Genomic DNA, 19,034 nt, shown 5'->3' with positions numbered 1-19,034 from the left:
GGATCTCGTTCATCATTCCTCTGCGCTCGGCGCCCCGAACTCGCGATCGAAGTGCTCGAAGAGCTGGTCATCGGTGGCGGCCTCGAGTCCCTGCGTCGCCGCGGCGGCCGTGGCCATGGGCCCGGCCGTCCACTTCGACGAGAGCACCTGCAACCGCGACGCGAGGCGCGCACGATCGCTTTCGGCCAGGGTCGCGAACATCGCCTCCCATTCGTCCAAGCGCGCGAAGGCCGTGGCCACCGTGGGCGCGGCACCTACGCCCAATTCGGCGGCGAGCTTTCGCGCGAGCGCGGCCGGCGTGGGATGGTCGAAGAGCAAGGTGGCGGGCAAGCGCACGCCGCTCGCGCGGGCCAGGCGATTGCGCACTTCGAGCGCGCCGAGCGAATCCATCCCAATCTCCCGGAGCGGGCGCTCGGGATCGATGCCCGCCGGTGTGGAGTGGTGCAGCACGGCCGCGGCCTCCGCGCACACGAGCTCCAAGAGAACGCGGGCCCGTTCGTTCTCCAGCATGGGCGCCAGACGTTGCTTCAAGGTGGCCGCGGCGTCCGCGAGGGAGGGTTGCGCCCTTGCTGCCCGTCCGCGCACGAGCCCGCGCAGCATCGGCGGGATCGCGCCGGTCCATGCGCGCAGCGCGGCACCGTCGAACCGCACCGGCGCGAGCAGGGGGTCTTCGGACTCCAGCGCGGCATCGAACAGCGCGAGACCGCGTTCGCGCGAGAGCGGCACGATGCCCGAGCGACGAACCCGGTCATGCGTGGTGGCGGAGGTGCGCGTGAAGAGACCTCCTTCGGCCCAGGGTCCCCACGCGAGCGAGAGCGCGGGCAACCCGAGGGCGCGACGATGGGCGGCGAGCGCGTCGAGAAAGGCATTGGCCGCGGCGTAGTTGCTCTGACCGGCGCCGCCGAGCACCCCGGCGAGCGACGAGAAGAGCACGAAGGCCGAAAGGTCCATGCTCCGCGTGAGCTCGTGAAGGTGAAGAGCCGCCGCGACCTTGGGCCGGAGGACGCGCACGAGCTGCGCTTCGTTCAGCGAAAGGACGAGGCCATCGTCCACGACCCCGGCGGTGTGCACGATGCCCGACAGGGCGTGCTCGCGCGGCGCGGCGAGAAGCTGCTCCAGCGCACCTCGATCGCTCACGTCGCAGGCCGCCAAGGTGACCTCCGCGCCCGCGCGGGTGAGCACCTCGACGAGCCGCCCGGCCGAAGGCGCCTCCGAACCGCGGCGCGAGACGAGCAGAAGATGGCGCACACCGTGGTGCTCCACCAGATGCTGCGCCACCCGCGCGCCGAGCGCGCCCGTGGCGCCGGTGACCAGCACCGTGCCCTCGGGACCGAACGGGCGCCTTCGCGTGCCGATCGAGGGCGCTCCGCTCGGAGCCGTGCGCGCGGTCGTCGCGGGCGGGGGCGAGGGTGCCGCGGCCACGGGCACGAGCCTGGGCGCGTGAAGCACGCCTGCGCGCAGCGCGAGCTGCGGCTCCTCCGAGGCGAGAGCGGAGAGCCAGGCGCGGTGCGACCTTGCATGATCATCGACGTCGAGGAGCGTCAGGGCCCTGTCGGGGTGCTCGGATTGCGTGGAGCGCACGAGACCCCAAAGTGGCGCGCCCGCGAGGTCGACGACGTCTTCTCCCGGATGAACGCGGATCGCGCGATGCGTGACGACCACCAGCTTGCAGGAGGAGAGGCGTTCGTCGGTCAGCCACGCCTGCAAGGTACGTAGCTGCTCGCGGGCCGTCTCCTGCGCGGCGGTCGCCGCATCGCCCATGGCGGGTGCGCCGCGCATCGCGATGCCGTCGGGTAGGGTCGCTCCCCGTTCTAGCGCCTCACGAAAGGCTTGCCAGGTGGGGTAGCGTTCCCACGAAGGGGCTGGCGTGGGAAGCTTCGCCGGCCCGTCGACGCCGTCGGGTCCAATCCATGCCCAGCGCCCGGGGTGCACCGGCGATCCCGGCGCCTCCGCCCAAGCGACGCGGTAGAATGCGTCGGCGGGAGGTGCCGCAGGCTCGCGGCGCACGCGTTCAGCGTCGACGAGCTCCTCACGGCAGGTGTCGATGGAGGCCACCAAAGCGCCCGCCGGATCCCGCATGATCAGCGACACCGTTCGCCCGTCCGGACGAGGCGCGATGCGAACACGAAGCGCCGATGCGCGCGTCGCATACACCGACGCGCCCGACCACGCGACGGGCACGGTGGCTTGGATCGCGTCCATTGGGCTGCGCAGGTGCGCGCCCTGCATGACCGCTGCGAGAAGCGCCGGGTGGAGCATGAACGGCGCATCGTCGTCCGCCGCGTGCGCGGGCCATTGCACCTCGACGAAGAGGTCGTCGCCTCGTTTCCATGCCGCGTGCAGGCCTTGAAACGGCGGGCCGTAGACCAACCCTGCGTTGGCAAGGCGGTCGTAAAAATCGTCGAGGGGGATCGCGCTCGCTCCGGCTGGTGGCCATAGGGCGTCCTCCCAGGTTGCGCGCGGTGCGGCCGGGCCCAGTCTGCCGCTCGCGTGCCGAATCCACCCCACCTCCCCCTCCGCTCCGCTCTCGCGCGCATAGATGCTCAGCGGGCGGCCTCCCGGCTCATCTCGGCTCCCGATCACCACTTGCATCTGCACCCGCGCCTTCTCCCGTATCCCCAGCGGCGCCTCTAGGACCAGCTCCTCCACGCGTTCCAGCCCGACGCGCTCCGCTGCCGCAAATGCCAGCTCCAGAAATGCCGTCCCCGGTAAGATCACCGTGCCGAACACGTCGTGCTCTCGTAGCCAACTTTGGCTCTCCAGCGACAATGCCCCCGTGAGAACCAGGCCGTCTCCTTCCGCCAGCGCGACTTCCGCTCCGAGGAACGGGTGCTCCGCCGACGCGAGGCCCACAGAGGCCATATCGCCCGTAGCTGCCTTGGGCGCATCCAGCCAATAGCGTTCGTGTTGAAAGGCATACGTCGGCAATGCCATCCGGCGCGCTCCGAGCGGTTCGAAGAAGGCGCCCCAGTCCACCGATTGACCGATGACGTGCAGATTGCACATTACTTCGAGCACCGTCTCCACCTCCGAACGGTCCGCACGAAGCGCCGCCAAGAGCACGCTCTCCTCCGCACCCCGCTCCGTCAGGTTCTCCGCCGCCATGGCCGAAAGTACGCCCCGCGGGCCCACCTCCACGTAACGTGTGACACCCTCCGCCTCCAGCGCTTGCACGCCTTCGCCGAATCGAACCGTTTCCCGCACGTGGCGCATCCAATAGCCCGCGCTGCGCAGTTCGTCGTCGCTTGCGCGTTTTCCTGTCACGTTCGAGATCACTGCGGTTTGCGGCGCCCGATAATCGATTTTCGCCGCCTCGCGCCCAAACGCCTCCAAAACTTCATCCATATGCGACGAGTGAAACGCGTGGCTCACCTCCAGCCGCTTCGCCTTGCGTCCCGCTCCTTCGAATTCCGCCATCACCTCCTGCACCGCCGCCTCATCCCCCGAGATCACCGTTGCGCGCGGCCCATTCACCGCCGCAATCGATACTCCCGCACGGCCCCCCAGCCGCTCCACCACCTCCGCCTCCGACGCTTGCAGCGACGCCATGGCTCCCTTTGCGCTCACCCCCTGCATCAAGCGCCCCCGCGCCGCCACCAACCGGCACGCATCCTCCAAACTCAGCACACCCGCCACATGCGCCGCACCAAGCTCCCCCACCGAGTGCCCCATCACGACATCCGCCCGTATCCCCCACGACTCCAGCAACCGCACCAACGACACTTCCACCGCAAACAGCGCCGCCTGCGCATACTGCGTTTGCTCCAACCGCGTCGCATTCCCCTCTTCGAAGATCACCTCCCGCAGCGACACCCCCAACGCATCTTCAAAGCACACACAAATCCGATCCAACGACCTCCGATACACCGGAAACGCCGCATACAACTCCCGCCCCATTCCCGAATAAACACTCCCCTGCCCCGTGAACAGAAATGCCAACTTCCCATCCCCCCTCACGCGCCCTTTGGCGACCCTTGCGCCCTGGCGGTTTCCTCCCGTTCCCCATCCCCCCAAATCTTTGGCGACCCTTGCGCCCTGGCGGTTTCCTCCCGTTCCCCATCCCCCCAAATCTTTGGCGACCCTTGCGCCCTTGCGGTTTCCTCCCGTTCCCCATCCCCCCAAATCTTTGGCGACCCTTGCGCCCTTGCGGTTTCCTCCCGTTCCCCATCCCCCCAAATCTTTGGCGACCCTTGCGCCCTTGCGGTTTTCTCCCGTTCCCCATCCCCCCAAATCTTTGGCGACCCTTGCGCCCTTGCGGTTTTCTCCCGTTCCCCATCCCCCCAAATCCTCCGGCTCCCCACCGGCCATCCCCAAACGCAACCCGGCGCCATCGGACAGTTCTCTCCCAACCCCACCGGCAATATCCGACAACCCCAAAAGCACCCCCGCGCGATCCCCCGCCACCACCGCCGCACGGTATTCGAACGCCGTTCGCGTCGTCGCCAGCGAATACGCCATATCCAACAGCGCTATCGCTTCGCCCTTTTCCAACTGCGCAAGCAATCGCGCCGCTTGCTCCCGCAGCGCGCTCTCGCTCTTCCCCGACACGAGCATAGGCACCCGCGCCGGGAGCTCCACCGAGTCGCTCGCGGTCGGACGAAGCGTCGGCGCGCGATGCTCTTCGAGCAAAACGTGCGCGTTCGTGCCCGAGAGCCCGAAGGCCGATACCGCCGCGCGGCGCGGCGAGCCATCTTCGTGGCGGGGCCAGGGGCGCAAGGAATCGACGACTTCCACGGGCAACGCGGCCCAGTCCACGTGGGGGTTGCGCGGCAAGGTGTGCAGGGTCGCGGGCAGCGCTTCGTGCGCGAGCGCCGCGACCATTTTGGCTACGCCTGCAAGGCCCGCGGCCGATTCGAGGTGGCCGATGTTCGTCTTCAGGGCGCCGAGCAAGAGAGGACGATGTGGATCGCGGCCTTCACCATAGACGCTGGCCAAGGCCTGCACCTCGATGGGATCGCCCAACGACGTTCCCGTCCCGTGGCATTCCACGGCATCGATGTCCGCGGGGGTGAGCTGCGCGCTCTCCAAAGCGGCGCGCAGCACCTTCTGCTGCGATGTGCCGTTGGGCACCGTGATGCCGCTGCTGGCACCATCGTGGTTGACGGCGCTGCCGGTAATCACGCCCAGGATGGTGCGCCCGCGTGCCTCGGCGTCGCGAAGTCGCTCGAGGGCGACCACGACCACGCCTTCTCCGCGACCGAAGCCGTCGGCGTTGGCCGAAAATGTCTTGGAGCGACCGTCGGGCGCCAGCGCGTTCGTTCGCGACAGAACCACGAAGGGCCCGCCCGCGGCCATGACCGACGCGCCCGCCGCGAGGGCGAGATCGCACTCGCCGCTGCGAAGCGATTGGCAGGCCAGGTGGAGCGCGACCAACGACGAGGAGCACGCGGTGTCCACCGACAACGCGGGGCCCTGCAAGCCAAGGCTGAAGGCGAGCCGTCCCGCGGCAAAGGAAGGGTGCGTGCCGGTGATGGCATAGGCATCGTTTTGCAGCGGCCCGGCGGCGACCATGCGATCGTAATCGCTCGGCCCAATGCCCACGAACACGCCTGTCTGCGAATCGCGCAGCGAGCCGGGAACGATGCCGGCGAGCTCGAGCGCCTGCCACGTTGCCTCGAGCAGCAAGCGATGCTGCGGATCGAGTTGTTTGGCCTCCCGCGGGCTGATGCCGAAGAACCCGGCGTCGAAGCGGTCGACGCCGTCCACGAACGCCGCGGACTTCACATAGCTCTTACCTTTTTCGGCGGGGTCCGGATCGTAGAAGCCGTCGAGCTCCCAGCGGTCGGCCGGAATATCGCGGACGGCGTCGACCTCGGCCTCGAGGAGGTGCCAGAGCCCCTCCAGATCGACGACCCCACCGGGGAGGCGCAAGCCAATGCCGACGATGGCCACCCGCTCGTCCGCGGCCGCGGTGCTGGAGCGCGCGCGCGCGTGGCCCTCCGATGCCGAGGCATGCGTGCCGACGGCGGGGGCGAGACGATCCCGGAGAAACGAGGCCACGTGACGCGGCGTGGGGCAATCGAAGGCCAAGGTGGCGGGGAGCTTCAGGCCCGTGGTGCGTTGGAGGCGTTTCCGCAGCTCGACGGCCATGACGGAGTCGAGGCCGAGGTCGAAGAACCCGCGATCGGAACCGAGCGCGCGGCCGTCGCGATGGCCGAGGACCGCGGCCGCCTCGGCGAGCACGACGTCTACGAGGTGCGCCGTGCGTTCGCGCTCGGAGAGGCCGCGAAGGCGCCCGATCACCGCCGCCTCGGACACCGGTGACCGCGCGGCCGGCGACGTGCTTTCGCGATCGCGCTCGCCGTGTGCCTCGGAGAGATCGTTCAGCAAGGGTCGTGCGCGCGCTGCGCGGAACGCGGGGGCAAAGCGGCTCCAGTCGACGTTCGCCACCGTGAGCGCGGTCGCTCCACGATGCAGCGCTTGCTCGAGCGCGCGAACGGCGAGCTCGGGCGCCATGGGCGAAATGCCCCGCCGCCGGAGGTAGTCGCGCGCGGCGGGATCGTCGCCCATGCCCTCACCGTCCCAGAGCCCCCAGGCGACCGACGTGCCCGCGAGCCCTCGGGCGCGGCGTTGTTCGGCCAGGGCGTCGAGATACGCGTTGGCCGCGGCGTAGGCGCCTTGCTGGGCGCTCCCCCAGATACCGGCGCCCGACGAGAAGAGAACGAACGCGCGATTGGGCGCGCCCTCGCGCGAGGCGTGGAACGAGGCATCGAGGTGCTGCGCGCCAAACGCCTTGGCCGAGAGCACCTCCGCGAGGTCCGAGAGGGTCGTTTCGGCGAGCGGTCGCGAGCCGCCCACACCCGCGGCGTGGATCACCGATTCGATGGGCGTGCCCTCCGCCTCGAAGCGCTCGGTCAGCGCATCGAGCGCCCGGCGATCGGCGATGTCGCATGCGACCATCGTGACGCGGACGCCGAGCGCCGTGAGCTCGCGTTCGAGCTCGGTCGCGCGCGCCCCACGAGGGCCGCTCCGGCTGGCGAGCACGAGGTGCTCGGCGCCGCCGCGAGCAAGCCAACGGGCCAGGTGCGCTCCCACCCCGCCGGTCCCTCCCGTGACGAGCACGGTGCCTTGCGGCTTCCAGGAGCATGCGGCGTCGCCCTCGAGGCGCGCGCGAACGAGACGCCGAACGAACGCACCGTTCGCGCGAAGCGCCAATTGGTCTTCGCCATGGATCCCCTCGAGCAGCGCCGGGAGGTGCTCGAGCATGCGTGGGTCGAGCGCACCGCGGAGATCGAGCAGCCCTCCCCAGCGCGCGGGGTGCTCCAGGGCCACCACCCGGCCGAACCCCCAGATCATCGCCTGCAGCGGGTGCTCGAGCGGATCGGAAGGGCCGGTGGTCACCGCCCCCTCGGTCACCAGCCACACGGGCACCTCGAGTGCCATGTCACCGAGGGCCTGGACGATGGCGAGGGTCAGCGCAAGCCCCTCGGGGATCTCGGGATGCTCCGGGGTGGCGCGCTCGGAGAGAGCGCAAAGGGAGAGCACGCCCCGGATCCCGGGCTCCTTCGAGAGCGCGGCGCGCAGCCGCTCGGCCATCGCGGCGCGGTCGGCGTCGTCTTCGCGTACGAGGACGCGAACGATGGGCGCGGCGGCGTGCGAAAGGACTTGGTCGATGGCGCGTGCCATGGGCGCCTCCGCCATGTCGGCCGGGACGAGGAGCAACCAAGGTCGCGCGCGCGCTGCGGCGTCCGCGCGCGCTGCGGCATCCGCGGGGGACGGGGCGTCCGCGGGCGACGCGGCGTCCGCGGGGGACGGGGGCGGGGCCACGAACGGTTCCCATGCGATGCGGTAGCGCCACGCTTCGATCGGGTCCTCGATGCGCTCCCGGGCCACGTCGCGCAGCCAGTAGCGTTCGCGTTGAAAGGCGTACGTCGGCAGCGCCACGCGGCGTCCTCCGTTCAGTAGCTTTTCCCATGCGATGGCCAGGCCTTGCGTCCACAGCTCCGAGGCTGCGCGCATCAGCGTCTCCACTCCTCCGTGCTCTCTTCTCAGCGTTCCGGTGGTCGCTGCACTGTGCGACCAGCGTTCGGCCGTTTCCTGCGTCGCTTGCATCAGCACGGGGTGCGCGCTCACCTCGATCAGCCACCCGTATCCCTCCCCACCGAGTTGCTCCATCACCTCGCGATACCGGACCCGCTCCCGTAGGTTGGCGTACCAGTACCCTCCGTCCAGCTCCCCTTCTTCGATCGCACGGCACGTCACCGTCGACTTCATCGCGATGCTTGGCTTCGCCGACCAGGCTAGGTTCCCCAGCTCCCTCTGCAGCGGCTCGCGCAGCGCCTCTACTTGTGCACTGTGCGAGGCGTAGTCCACCCGGATCCGTTTGCCGTAGCGACCCGCTGCGTTCAGCTCCTCCAACAGCTGCTCCACCGCCTCCGGCTCCCCGCTCACCACGCTCGTGCGCAAGCTGTTCTCCGCTGCAATGCTCAACTTTTCCCCGTGGCGACCGAGTCTTCGTTCCAGCTCCTCCACCCCCAGCTCCACCGCCGCCATCGCACCCTGCTTCGACAGCTGTCCCACCCAACGGCTTCGAATCGCCACCACCTTCGCCGCTTCCTCCAGGCTCAGCGCACCCGAGACGCTCGCCGCCGCAAGCTCCCCCTGGCTGTGACCCACCACCGCCTGCGCCTCCACACCCAGCCACCGCCATAGTGCCGTCAGCGACACATGCATCGCCCACAGCGCGGGCTGCACAACCTCCACGCGCTCCAGCATCGCCGCGGACGCGGCCTCGGCCTCGGACGCGGACGCGGTCTCGGACGCAGACGCGGTCTCGGTCTCGGACGCGGACGCGGACGCACCCGGCTCCCCACACACCACCGCACGCAGCGACCAGTCCACGTGCGGCGACAGCGCCCGCTCACACGCTTGCATCGCCGTGCGAAACACCTCCGACCCTTCCCACAGCGCCTTGCCCATCGCTTGCCACTGCGACCCTTGCCCCGGGTAGATGAACGCCACCTTCCCCGAAACCTTCGCCTCGCCCTGCACCGCGTCCGCGCTTGGCTCCCCGCGCGCGATTTGCTCCAGCGCGGCGATCGCCTGCTCTCGATCCCGCGCAAACACCACCGCGCGATGGCCGAATTGCGCGCGGGTCGTTCCCAGCGAATACCCGATATCCAACAACGATATCGTCTTATCCTCCTGCAAATACGCCCGCAGCCGCTCCGCTTGCTCCCGCAGCGCGCCTTCGCTCTTCCCCGACAATACCAGCGGCACGCTCTCCGACACCACCGTGGATTCCGTAACGACCGCCGCCTCCTCCACGGGCGCCTCTTCGAGGATCACGTGCGCATTCGTCCCGCTGATTCCAAACGACGAGACCCCCGCGCGCCGTCGCTTATCGACCCGCGCGCTCCACTCCCGCGCCTCCGTCAACAACCGCACCCCACCGCTCGACCAATCCACGTGCGTCGACGCCCGCTCCGCGTGCAACGTCTTCGGCAGCTTCCCGTGCTGCATCGACAGCACCATCTTCATCACACCCGCAACCCCCGCCGCCGCCTGCGTATGGCCTAGGTTCGACTTAATGCTCCCCAGCCACAGCGGCTCCTCCGCTTTTCGACCTTGCCCATACGTCGCCAACAGCGCCTGCGCCTCGATCGGATCCCCCAACGTCGTCCCCGTCCCGTGACCTTCCACCGCCTCCACATCCCCGGCTCTCAACCCCGCATCGTCCAGCGCCTGCGCAATCACACGCTGTTGCGAGGGCCCATTGGGCGCCGTCAGGCCCTGACTTCGTCCGTCTTGGTTCACCGCGCTCCCACGGATCACCGCCAGCACCGGGTGCCCGAGGCGCTTCGCCTCCGACAACCGCTCCAGCACCAGCATCCCCACGCCCTCGCTCCACCCCGCGCCATTGGCGTCTTCCGAGAACGCACGGCATCGTCCGTCGGGCGACAGCCCGCGCAGACGGCTGAATCCAATGAAGGGCGCCGGCGTCGACATCACCGTCACTCCACCCGCCAGCGCCAACGTGCACTCCCCTTGCCGCAACGCCCGACACGCCAGGTGAATCGCCACCAACGACGAGCTGCACGCCGTGTCGATCGTCACCGCCGGGCCCTCGAATCCAAACGTGTACGCGATCCGACCCGACGCCACGCTCGGCGCGCTCCCCGTCCCCACGTACCCTTCGAGCCCCTCCGGGATCTCGCTCAACCGCGCCGCGTAGTCGTTGTAGATCACACCCACGAACACGCCCGTCCGGCTCCCCTCCAGCCCCGTCGCCTCGATCCCCGCGCGCTCCACCGCCTCCCACGACGTCTCCAAGAGCAGCCGTTGCTGCGGATCGGTCGCCAGCGCCTCCCGCGGGCTGATCCCGAAAAATGCGGCGTCGAAGCCGCCGGCTTCCCGCACGAAGCCACCGTGGCGCACGTAGCTCTTCCCCTTGGCATCGGGATCGGGATCATAGAGCCCCTCCACGTCCCAACCTCGATCGCGGGGGAACTCGCCGATCGCATCCACCTCCCCCGCCAGCACCGCCCACAATTCTTCCGGGCTCCTCACGCCGCCGGGGAAGCGACAACTCATCGACACGATCGCAATGGGCTCGCTCGATGAAACCATCGTCGCCGGAGATGGGTGCCCGCCGGACCGCGCCCCCGGATCGCCGACCTCGTCGCGCAAGCGGCGGGTCAGCGCCGAAGGTGTCGGGTGGTCGAATAGCAAGGTCGCGGGCAGGCGCAGGCCGGTGATCGCGCCCAAACGATTGCGCAGCTCCACCGCCATCAACGAGTCGAGTCCCAGCTCTTGGAGCGGACGTCCCGGCTCGATCGCGCCGGGGATGGTAATGCCGAGCACCGAGGCGACCTCCGTACGCACGGTGTGGAGTACGGCCTCTTCCCGTTCGCGCTCGGACAATCCTGCGAGGCGCTCTCGGAAGGCCGAACGTCCTTCGCCGGGTGCGCCGTCGCGACGCGCCGCGAGCGGGACCAGGCTTCGCAAGAGCGACGGCGCCTCGGTGCCGCGCGCACGCAAGGCCGTCGCGTTCAAGCGCGCGGGGGCCAGCAGCGCGTCGGTTCGGGTGAGCGCCGCGTCGAAGAGGGCGAGGCCCTCGTCCGAGGACAGCGCGTCGATGCCCGAGCGCACCATCCGCGCGCGATCCGAATCGGTGAGGTGGGCGGTCATGCTGCTCACCTCCGCCCAAGCTCCCCATGCGAGCGAGATGGCCACCCGCCCCCGTGCGCGGCGCCGGTGGGCCAGCGCATCGAGAAAGGCATTGGCGGCTGCGTAGTTGCTTTGGCCCGGGCTGCCCAGGAGCCCTGCGAGCGACGAAAAGAGCACGAAGCACGAGAGATCGAGCGCCTCGGTGAGCTCGTGAAGGTGGAGCGCGCCCTCGAGCTTGGGGCGCAGAACACGGGCCAGTCGCTCGGGGGTCTGCGCGAGCAGAACGCCATCGTCGAGCACGCCCGCCGTGTGAACGATCGCGCCCAGCGGGTGCTCTCCCGGAATGCCCGCCAGAAGCCGTGCAAGCGCGGCGCGGTCGCCGACGTCGCACGCCGCCAAGGTCACGTGCGCACCGGCCGCCTCCAGCTCGCGCACCAGCGCCTCGGCCCCCGGCGCCGCAGGTCCCCGTCGCGAGACCAGCACGAGGTGCCGGGCGCCGTGCTTTTGGGCCAGATGGCACGCCACCCGCGCGCCCAATGTCCCGGTGCCACCCGTGATCAGCACGGTCTGGTGGGGACGGAGGAGCGCGCGCGCCGCATGCGATGGATCCGCCGCTTCGCTCGAAGCGACCGCACGGGCCATGCGCGGCGCCCAGAGGAGGTTCGACCGCACGGCGAGCTCGGACTCACCCGACATGAGCGCGGCAGGCAACGCCGCGGCGAGCGCGCCCGGATCGTCGACGTCGAGGAGCATCAACCCCCGCGCCGGGTGCTCCGCTTGCGCCGCGCGAACGAGGCCCCACACGGGAGCGTTCGCCAGATCGAGCACGTCCTCCCCGGATCGCGCGGCCACCGCACGATGCGTGACCACCACCAGGCGCGAGCCGCCCCAGCGCTCGTCGCCGATCCAGGTCTGGAGAAACGCGAGCGCCCGCGCGATGGCGCCCTGCGCGCCGTGCGCGTCGTGCGCGTCCCGCAGGGTATCCACCGCTGCATCTCCACGGCCGTACGCTTGGAGCACGACCACCTCGGGCAGCGGCCCCCCGCGCGTGGCGCGATCGCGGAACGGGGCGAGCTCCGCATACCCTTCGAACCGAACCGGCGGACATTCGATCGCCGGAAGCGCCATCCACGTGACCGCGTGCAGGGCGCCGCGATGCGCGATCCGCGCGCGCTGCACCTGCGCGGGAGACACCGGGCGCGCGCGCAGCCGTTCGACCGACGCGACCGGCTCGCCCAGGGCATCTGCGATGGAGAGCGACACCTCGCGCTCCGCGGCGCGCGTCACCAAGCGAACCCGCAGACGGGACGCGCCGGGCGCGTAGAGCGATATCCCTTCCCACGCAAAGGGCAGCGCGATCGCAGCACCGCCTGCCGCGACGTCGCACGTGAGCACGTGCAGGGCCGCGTCGAGCAGGGCCGGGTGGATGGAGTAGTGGTCGGGGGTCAGGCTCTCGGGCAGCTCGACTTCGGCAAAGAGCTCGTCCTCGCGCTTCCATGCGGCGCGCAGCCCTCGAAAGTCGGCGCCGTACACCAGCTCCACGGCCTCGAGGCGCTCGTAGAGGCCCTCCACGTCGAGCGCCACGGCGCCAGGAGGTGGCCACGCGCGCAGCTGGAACGACGGCGCGCTGGCCACCGGTCCGAGCGATCCCGTTGCATGGCGCGTCCATGCTGCATCGGGCGAGCCCTCCGGTCGTCCATGGATGGTGAGCGGGCGCCTCCCCGCTTCGTCGGCCGGGCCGACCGCGAGCTGAAGATGAACGGCGCCGTGCGCGGGAAGCGCCAAAGGCGCCTCCAGGGTAAGCTCGTCGACCCGACCTTGGCCCAAACGCTGCGCCGCATGGAGCGCGAGATCCACGAAGGCCGCGCCCGGAAGCAGCACGGCGCCGAAGACCGCGTGGCCGGCCAACCACGATTGCGACGCGAGCGACAAGCGGCTGGTGAAGACGGCGGCCGAGGGCTCCGCCAAGGCCAGCTCCGCGCCCAGCAGCGGATGATCGGTGCGGGCGAGCCCCGCGAGGGCCACGTCCAGCGCGTGCGACGGGGGCGCCTCGAGCCAGTAGCGCTGGCGTTGAAATGCATAGGTCGGCAGATCCACGCGCGCTCCCGCGGGCGCGAGCGCCGCGCCGTCGAGCGGCAGCCCTCGGGTCCACAGGTCGGAGAGCGACTGCAGGACGCGGGCTGTGTCGCCCTCGCCCTGCCAGAGCGTGCCCACGGCCGCGGTAGGTTCGGCGAACGCCTCCAAGGTTTGCTGGAGCGCGAGCGACAGCACGGGGTGCGGGCTCACCTCGATGAAGAAGCGATGCCCGTTCGCGAGCAAGCTCTCGCTCGCGGCCGCGAAGTCCACGGGCTGTCGAAGGTTGTCGTACCAGTAGCGCGCGTCGAGCGCTTCGCCGGAGATGCTCTCGCCGGTGACCGTCGAGTACATCGGGATCGCGGCCCGCCGCGGTGCGATGCCGCCGAGCTCGCGCAGGAGGGGCGCGCGGAGCGCTTCGACGTTCGCGCCGTGCGACGATACGTCGACGCGCAGCTTCAGCGCGAACACGCCATCGCGGGCCAGGTCGCGGAGGAGAGCGTCGACCGCGTCCGGCTCTCCGCTCATCACCGTCGCGTGGTAGCTGTTGACGGCCGCGACGCCGATGCGGTCGCCGTACGCGCGGAGCCTCTCCTCGAGCTGGGCGGCCGGCAGCTCCACGGCGGCCATCGCGCCCGCGCCCGCCAACCCGGCCAGCCGTTGGCTGCGCAACGCCACCAACTTGGCCGCATCGTCCAGCCCGAGCGCGCCCGCGACATGGGCGGCGGCGATCTCGCCTTGGCTATGGCCCACCACGGCGTCGGGCTCGACCCCGTAGGAGCGCCACACCGCGGCCAGCGACACCATCATGGCGAACAAGGCGGGTTGCACCACGTCCAGCCGCTCGAGCGGCGGCGCGCCCGCATCGCCCCGCAAGACGCCGGCGAGCGACCAATCGACGTGCGGCGACAGCGCGCGCTCGCAATCGGCCATCGACCTTCGAAAGACCTCCGACTCCTCGAGCAGCGCCGTCGCCATGCCCGCCCACTGCGAGCCTTGCCCCGGGAACACGAACACCACTTTGCCCGCCGCCTTTGCCTCGCCCGAGACGGCATCCGGGCTCGGTTCGCCGCGCGCCAGCGCCGAGAGCGCGGAGAGCGCCTGCGCAGGCTCGCGCGCGAGCACCGCCGCGCGATGCTCGAACACGGTGCGCGAAGTTGCCAGCGAATGGGCGACGTCCGCGAGCGGCAGCTCCGGGTGCGACGCGAGGTGCGCGTGAAGGCGCGCGGCCTGGGCGCGAAGGGCCGCTTCGCTCTTCGCGGAGACGAGGAGCGCCGCGGCGGGGGTCGCGGGCGGGCGCGCTCGCGGCCCTTCTTCCGGCGCCAGCACGGTCTCCGGCGCCTGTTCCAGGATGACGTGCGCGTTGGTGCCGCTCACCCCGAAGGCCGAGACGCCTGCTCGGCGTGGACGCCCGGAGGTGTCCCAGGCCATCGCGCGCGAGAGCAGACGCACCGCGCCGCTGGACCAGTCCACCCGCGTCGACGGTTGCTCGGCGTGGAGCGTCCTTGGCAAGAGGCCGTGCTGCATCGCCAGGACCATCTTCATCACGCCCGCGATCCCCGCCGCCGCCTGGGTGTGCCCGAGGTTCGACTTGATGCTGCCGAGCCAGAGGGGCGCCTCCGGCGTGTGCTCCTTGCCGTAGGTCGCCAAGAGCGCCTGCGCCTCGATGGGATCGCCCAAGGTGGTGCCGGTTCCGTGCGCCTCCACCACGTCGATGTCGCGCGCACGCAAGCGCGCGCTCTCGAGCGCCTGCGCGATGACCCGCTCCTGCGACGGGCCGTGAGGCGCCGTCAGACCTTGGCTTCGCCCGTCTTGATTCACCGCCGAGCCGCGCACGACGGCCAGCACCGGATGCCCGAGGCGCCGCGCGTCCGACAGCTTCTCCAGCACGATCATGCCGACGCCTTCGGACCACCCCGTGCCGCTGGCGTCCTCCGAGAACGCGCGGCATCGTCCGTCGGGCGAGAGCGCACGCTGCCGGCTGAATTCGACGAGGGTGGACGGCGTCGCCAGCAAGGTCACCCCGCCCGCCAGCGCCAACGTGCACTCCCCCTGACGGAGCGCCCTGCACGCCAGGTGAATCGCCACCAACGACGAGCTGCACGCCGTGTCGATCGTCACCGCCGGGCCCTCGAATCCAAACGTGTACGCGATCCGACCCGACGCCACGCTCGGCGCGCTCCCCGTCCCCACGTACCCTTCGAGCCCCTCCGGGATCTCGCTCAACCGCGCCGCGTAGTCGTTGTAGATCACGCCCACGAACACGCCCGTCCGGCTCCCCTCCAGCCCCGTCGCCTCGATCCCCGCGCGCTCCACCGCCTCCCACGACGTCTCCAACAGCAGCCGTTGCTGCGGATCGATCGCCAGCGCCTCCCGCGGGCTGATCCCGAAAAATGCGGCGTCGAAGCCGTCCGCTTCCTGCACGAAGCCGCCGTGGCGCACATAGATTTTTCCCTTGGCGTCCGGATCGGCGTCGTAGAGCCCCTCCACGTCCCATCCTCGATCGCGGGGGAGCTCGCCGATCGCGTCCACCTCCCCGGTCAGCACCGCCCACAACTCGTCCGGGCTCCTCACGCCGCCGGGAAAGCGGCAACTCATCGACACGATCGCGATGGGCTCCGCCTCCTTGTCTTCGACCTCCCGAAGCCGTTGGCGGGCCTCGTGCAGATCGGCCATCGCGCGTTTGAGATACCCGAGCAGCTTCTCCTCGTTCGTCACGGATCGACTCCTGGTGCGCCAAACTCGCGATCGAAGATGGCGAAGACTTCGTCGGCCGTGGCCGACTGCAACGTGTTGGTGAGCGCCGCGCCCTCGGCGCCGGCGTCGGATCGCTTGGCGAGCAGCGCCTGCAATCGTTGGGTGATCGCCGCCTGGGCGCGATCGTCGGGGGCCAGCGCGGCCAGCGCCGCCTCCAGCTTGTCGAGATCGTCGAGGATCGCAGGCGCGCGGGGCGCTCCGGGTCGCGGGGCGCCGGGGGCGATCTCCTGGTGGAGGTGCCGCGCGAGGGCCCTCGGCGTGGGGTGATCGAAGAGCAAGGTCGCGGGGAGGCGCAGATGGGTCGCGGCGCCCAAGCGATTTCGCAGCTCGACGGCCATGACCGAGTCCAGTCCGAGCTCGCGAATGGGGCGGTTCGGTTTGACGCCCTGGGTGCTCGGCAGCCCGAGCACGGCCGCCGCTTCGGTGCGCACCAGCTCCACCAGCCGGTGCTCGCCGTCGGCGCCGGCATAGGCGGCCCGCCGCTGCTCGCGCCCGTGGGCATCGGGAGGTCCCGAGCGCGCGCGGACGAGGCCATTGAAGAGAGGCGATCGATGGGACTGGGCCGCCACCGCCGCCAGATCGAAGCGCGCCGGGACGAGCAGCGCTTCGGTGCGCGCGAGCGCTCCGTCGAAGAGGGCGAGGTTGTCCTCCGGAGACCGCGCCAACAATCCGGCGCGCCGGGAGCGCGCGCGATCGGCGGCCGAGAGCCGCGTGAACATGCCCACCTCGGTCCACGTGCCCCACGCGAGCGAAACGGCATGAAGCCCCTGCGCGCGGCGGTGGGCCGCCAGCGCGTCGAGGAAGGCGTTGGCGGCCGCGTAGTTGCTCACGCCCGCGCCGCCGAGGAGCCCCGAGAGCGACGAGAACGCGACGAAGGCGGTCAGGGGCAAGTCCTTCGTGAGCTCGTGCAGGTGCAGCGCAGCGTCCACCTTGGGCCGCAGGACGCGCTCGAGCTGCTCCGGCGAAAGGTCGAGAAAGAGGCCGTCGTCGAGCACCGCGGCGGTGTGCACGACGCCCCTCAAGGGTCGATGCTCGGGGATCGCGCCGAGCAGCGCCGCGAGCGCACCGCGATCGGCGGCGTCGCACGCGGCCAAGGTCGCGGACGACGCGCCCGCCGCGAGGAGGTCCTTTTCGAGTTGGTCCGCGCCCGGCGCGGCCGGGCCCCGGCGTGAAACCAACAGAAGGTGCCGCACGCCCCCTTCGGCCACGAGGTGCCGCGCGAGCCGGGCGCCCAGAGGTCCGGTGCCACCCGTGACGAGCACCGTCCCCTCCGGATCCCACGGGCGAGCTTCTGCGTGGGAAGCTGGCACCTTGGAGAATCGAGGGACGAGCAGCGTACCTTCACGGAGGGCAAGCTGCGGTTCGCGCGCGCCGAGCGCGTGCGGCAGCGCGGCGAGCGAGGCTTCGCGTCCATCGTGGTCTGCGAGGATCACGGCGCCGTCGGGGTGCTCGGACTGAACGGCGCGCACCAGGCCCCAAAGCGCGGCGCTCTCGAGGCCCGGTACGTCTTCACCGTCGCGCGCGGCGATCGCGCCTTGCGTGAGCACGAGCATCGGGCTCGTGCCGAACCGGCCATCGCGCAGCCACGTTTGCAGGTGGGTGAGGGCCGATCGCGTTGCGTCGTGAACGGCACGGGCTCGGTCGGCCGTGGTCGGTGACGGCCGCCGATGCACTCCGTCGGCCGTCGCCGCCGGTGCTGCCGGCGCCGATGCGAGCAGCACGGCGTGGGGCAGAGGTTTGCCTTCGTCGAGTGCGTTTCGAAGGGCCGCGAGATCGCGGTAGGGCTCCAGTCGGACCCCGGAGCGCGCCAGCGCCGTGAGCAGCGCTTCGGACGCTCCAATCACCGCCCAGTGTTGCCCGGGGGGCGCGGGAGCCGTAGGGGCGGGCGGTACCCATTCGATCCGATAAAACGAGTCGCGGCGGGCGGTGCGTGCATATTGCAACTGTTCGGGCGACACGGGGCGCGTGCGGAGCGCGTCGATGGTGGCGACCGGCTCGCCCGCCGCGTCCGCGAGGGCGAGCGAGGGCACGCCGCCCGGCGGACGCGCGATGCGCACGCGCAGCTTGGTGGCCCCCGGGCGATGAAGGCGGGCGCCTCCCCAGGCGAACAAGAGCGAGGGGCCGTCGGCGGGGGACGCGTCATCGAACGCAAGGAGGTGGAGCGCGGCGTCGAGGAGAGCCGGGTGAAGTGCGAAATGGCGCGGGTCGAGATCCGCGCCGAGCTCCACCTCCGCGAAGGTCTCGTGACCCCGTCTCCACGCTGCCCGCACATTGCGGAACGAGGCGCCGTAGCCGAGTCCGGCCTCCGCCAATCGCTCGTACAGCACTTCCACGCTCAGCTCCGTGGCCCCGGCGGGCGGCCATTCCGCCATGTCCCATGCGGCGCGCGTTTCCGCGTGGCCCAGCACGCCGCTCGCGTGTTGGGTCCAGACTTCGTCGCCTCGTTCCTCTCCCGCCTCTCGCACCTCTCCCGCCTCTCCCGGGCGCCCTTCGTTTCGCGCGTGCAGCGACCACGAGCGCCTTCCCTCTTTGTCCGCTCCTCCTACCGTCACCTGCCATTGCACGCTCCCCTTCGCCGGAAGCTCCATCGGCGCTTGCAATGTCAGCTCCTCCACCGTCGTGAGACCCACCTGCTGCGCCGCTACCCATGCGAGCTCCAGGTATGCCGCACCCGGCAGCAGCACCCGCTCGAACACCGTGTGCTCCGATAGCCAGCGCTGCTTCTGCAATGTCAGACGTCCCGTGTACAGGTACCCTGCGCTGTTCGCCAGCGACACCCCCGCGCCCAGCAGCGGGTGCTCCGTTCCATCCATTCCCGCCGCACGCACGTCTGTCGATTTTCTCGCGCTTGCCTCCAGCCAATAGCGTTCGCGTTGGAAGGCGTACGTCGGCAGCGCCACGCGGCGTCCTCCGTTTAGTAGCTTTTCCCATGCCACCGCCAGGCCTTGCGTCCACAGCTCCGAGGCTGCGCGCATCAGCGTCTCCACTCCTCCGTGTTCTTTTCTCAGCGTTCCGGTGGTCGCGGCACTGTGCGACCAGCCTTCCGCCGTCTCCTGCGTCGCTTGCATCAGCACGGGGTGCGCGCTCACCTCGAT

At 70.5% G+C, this 19,034-nt stretch carries 2 protein-coding genes (1 of these 2 cut by a window edge); both read right to left on the bottom strand.

From position 1 onward, the window contains the following. Nucleotides 1–12: 12 nt before the first annotated feature. Entirely contained in the window at nt 13–15,900 is a 15,888-nt protein-coding gene (locus LZC94_10320; protein ID WXB17647.1) for an SDR family NAD(P)-dependent oxidoreductase, read from the bottom strand. After that, a protein-coding gene (locus LZC94_10315; GenBank protein WXB17646.1) for an SDR family NAD(P)-dependent oxidoreductase crosses the window boundary here: on the bottom strand, nt 15,897–19,034 show its end. It continues 9,084 nt past the right edge of the window; 3,138 of the gene's 12,222 nt are visible here — the last part of the coding sequence; its start codon lies beyond the right edge, outside the window; it ends in the stop codon at nt 15,897–15,899. Before LZC94_10315 ends, LZC94_10320 begins: the two co-directional genes overlap by 4 nt.

This window comes from Sorangiineae bacterium MSr11954 (genome assembly GCA_037157815.1).
GTDB classification, from domain to species: domain Bacteria; phylum Myxococcota_A; class Polyangia; order Polyangiales; family Polyangiaceae; genus Pendulispora; species Pendulispora albinea.
The sequence above is the reverse complement of the archived record's forward strand: the minus strand, read 5'-3'. Positions and strand labels throughout refer to the sequence as shown.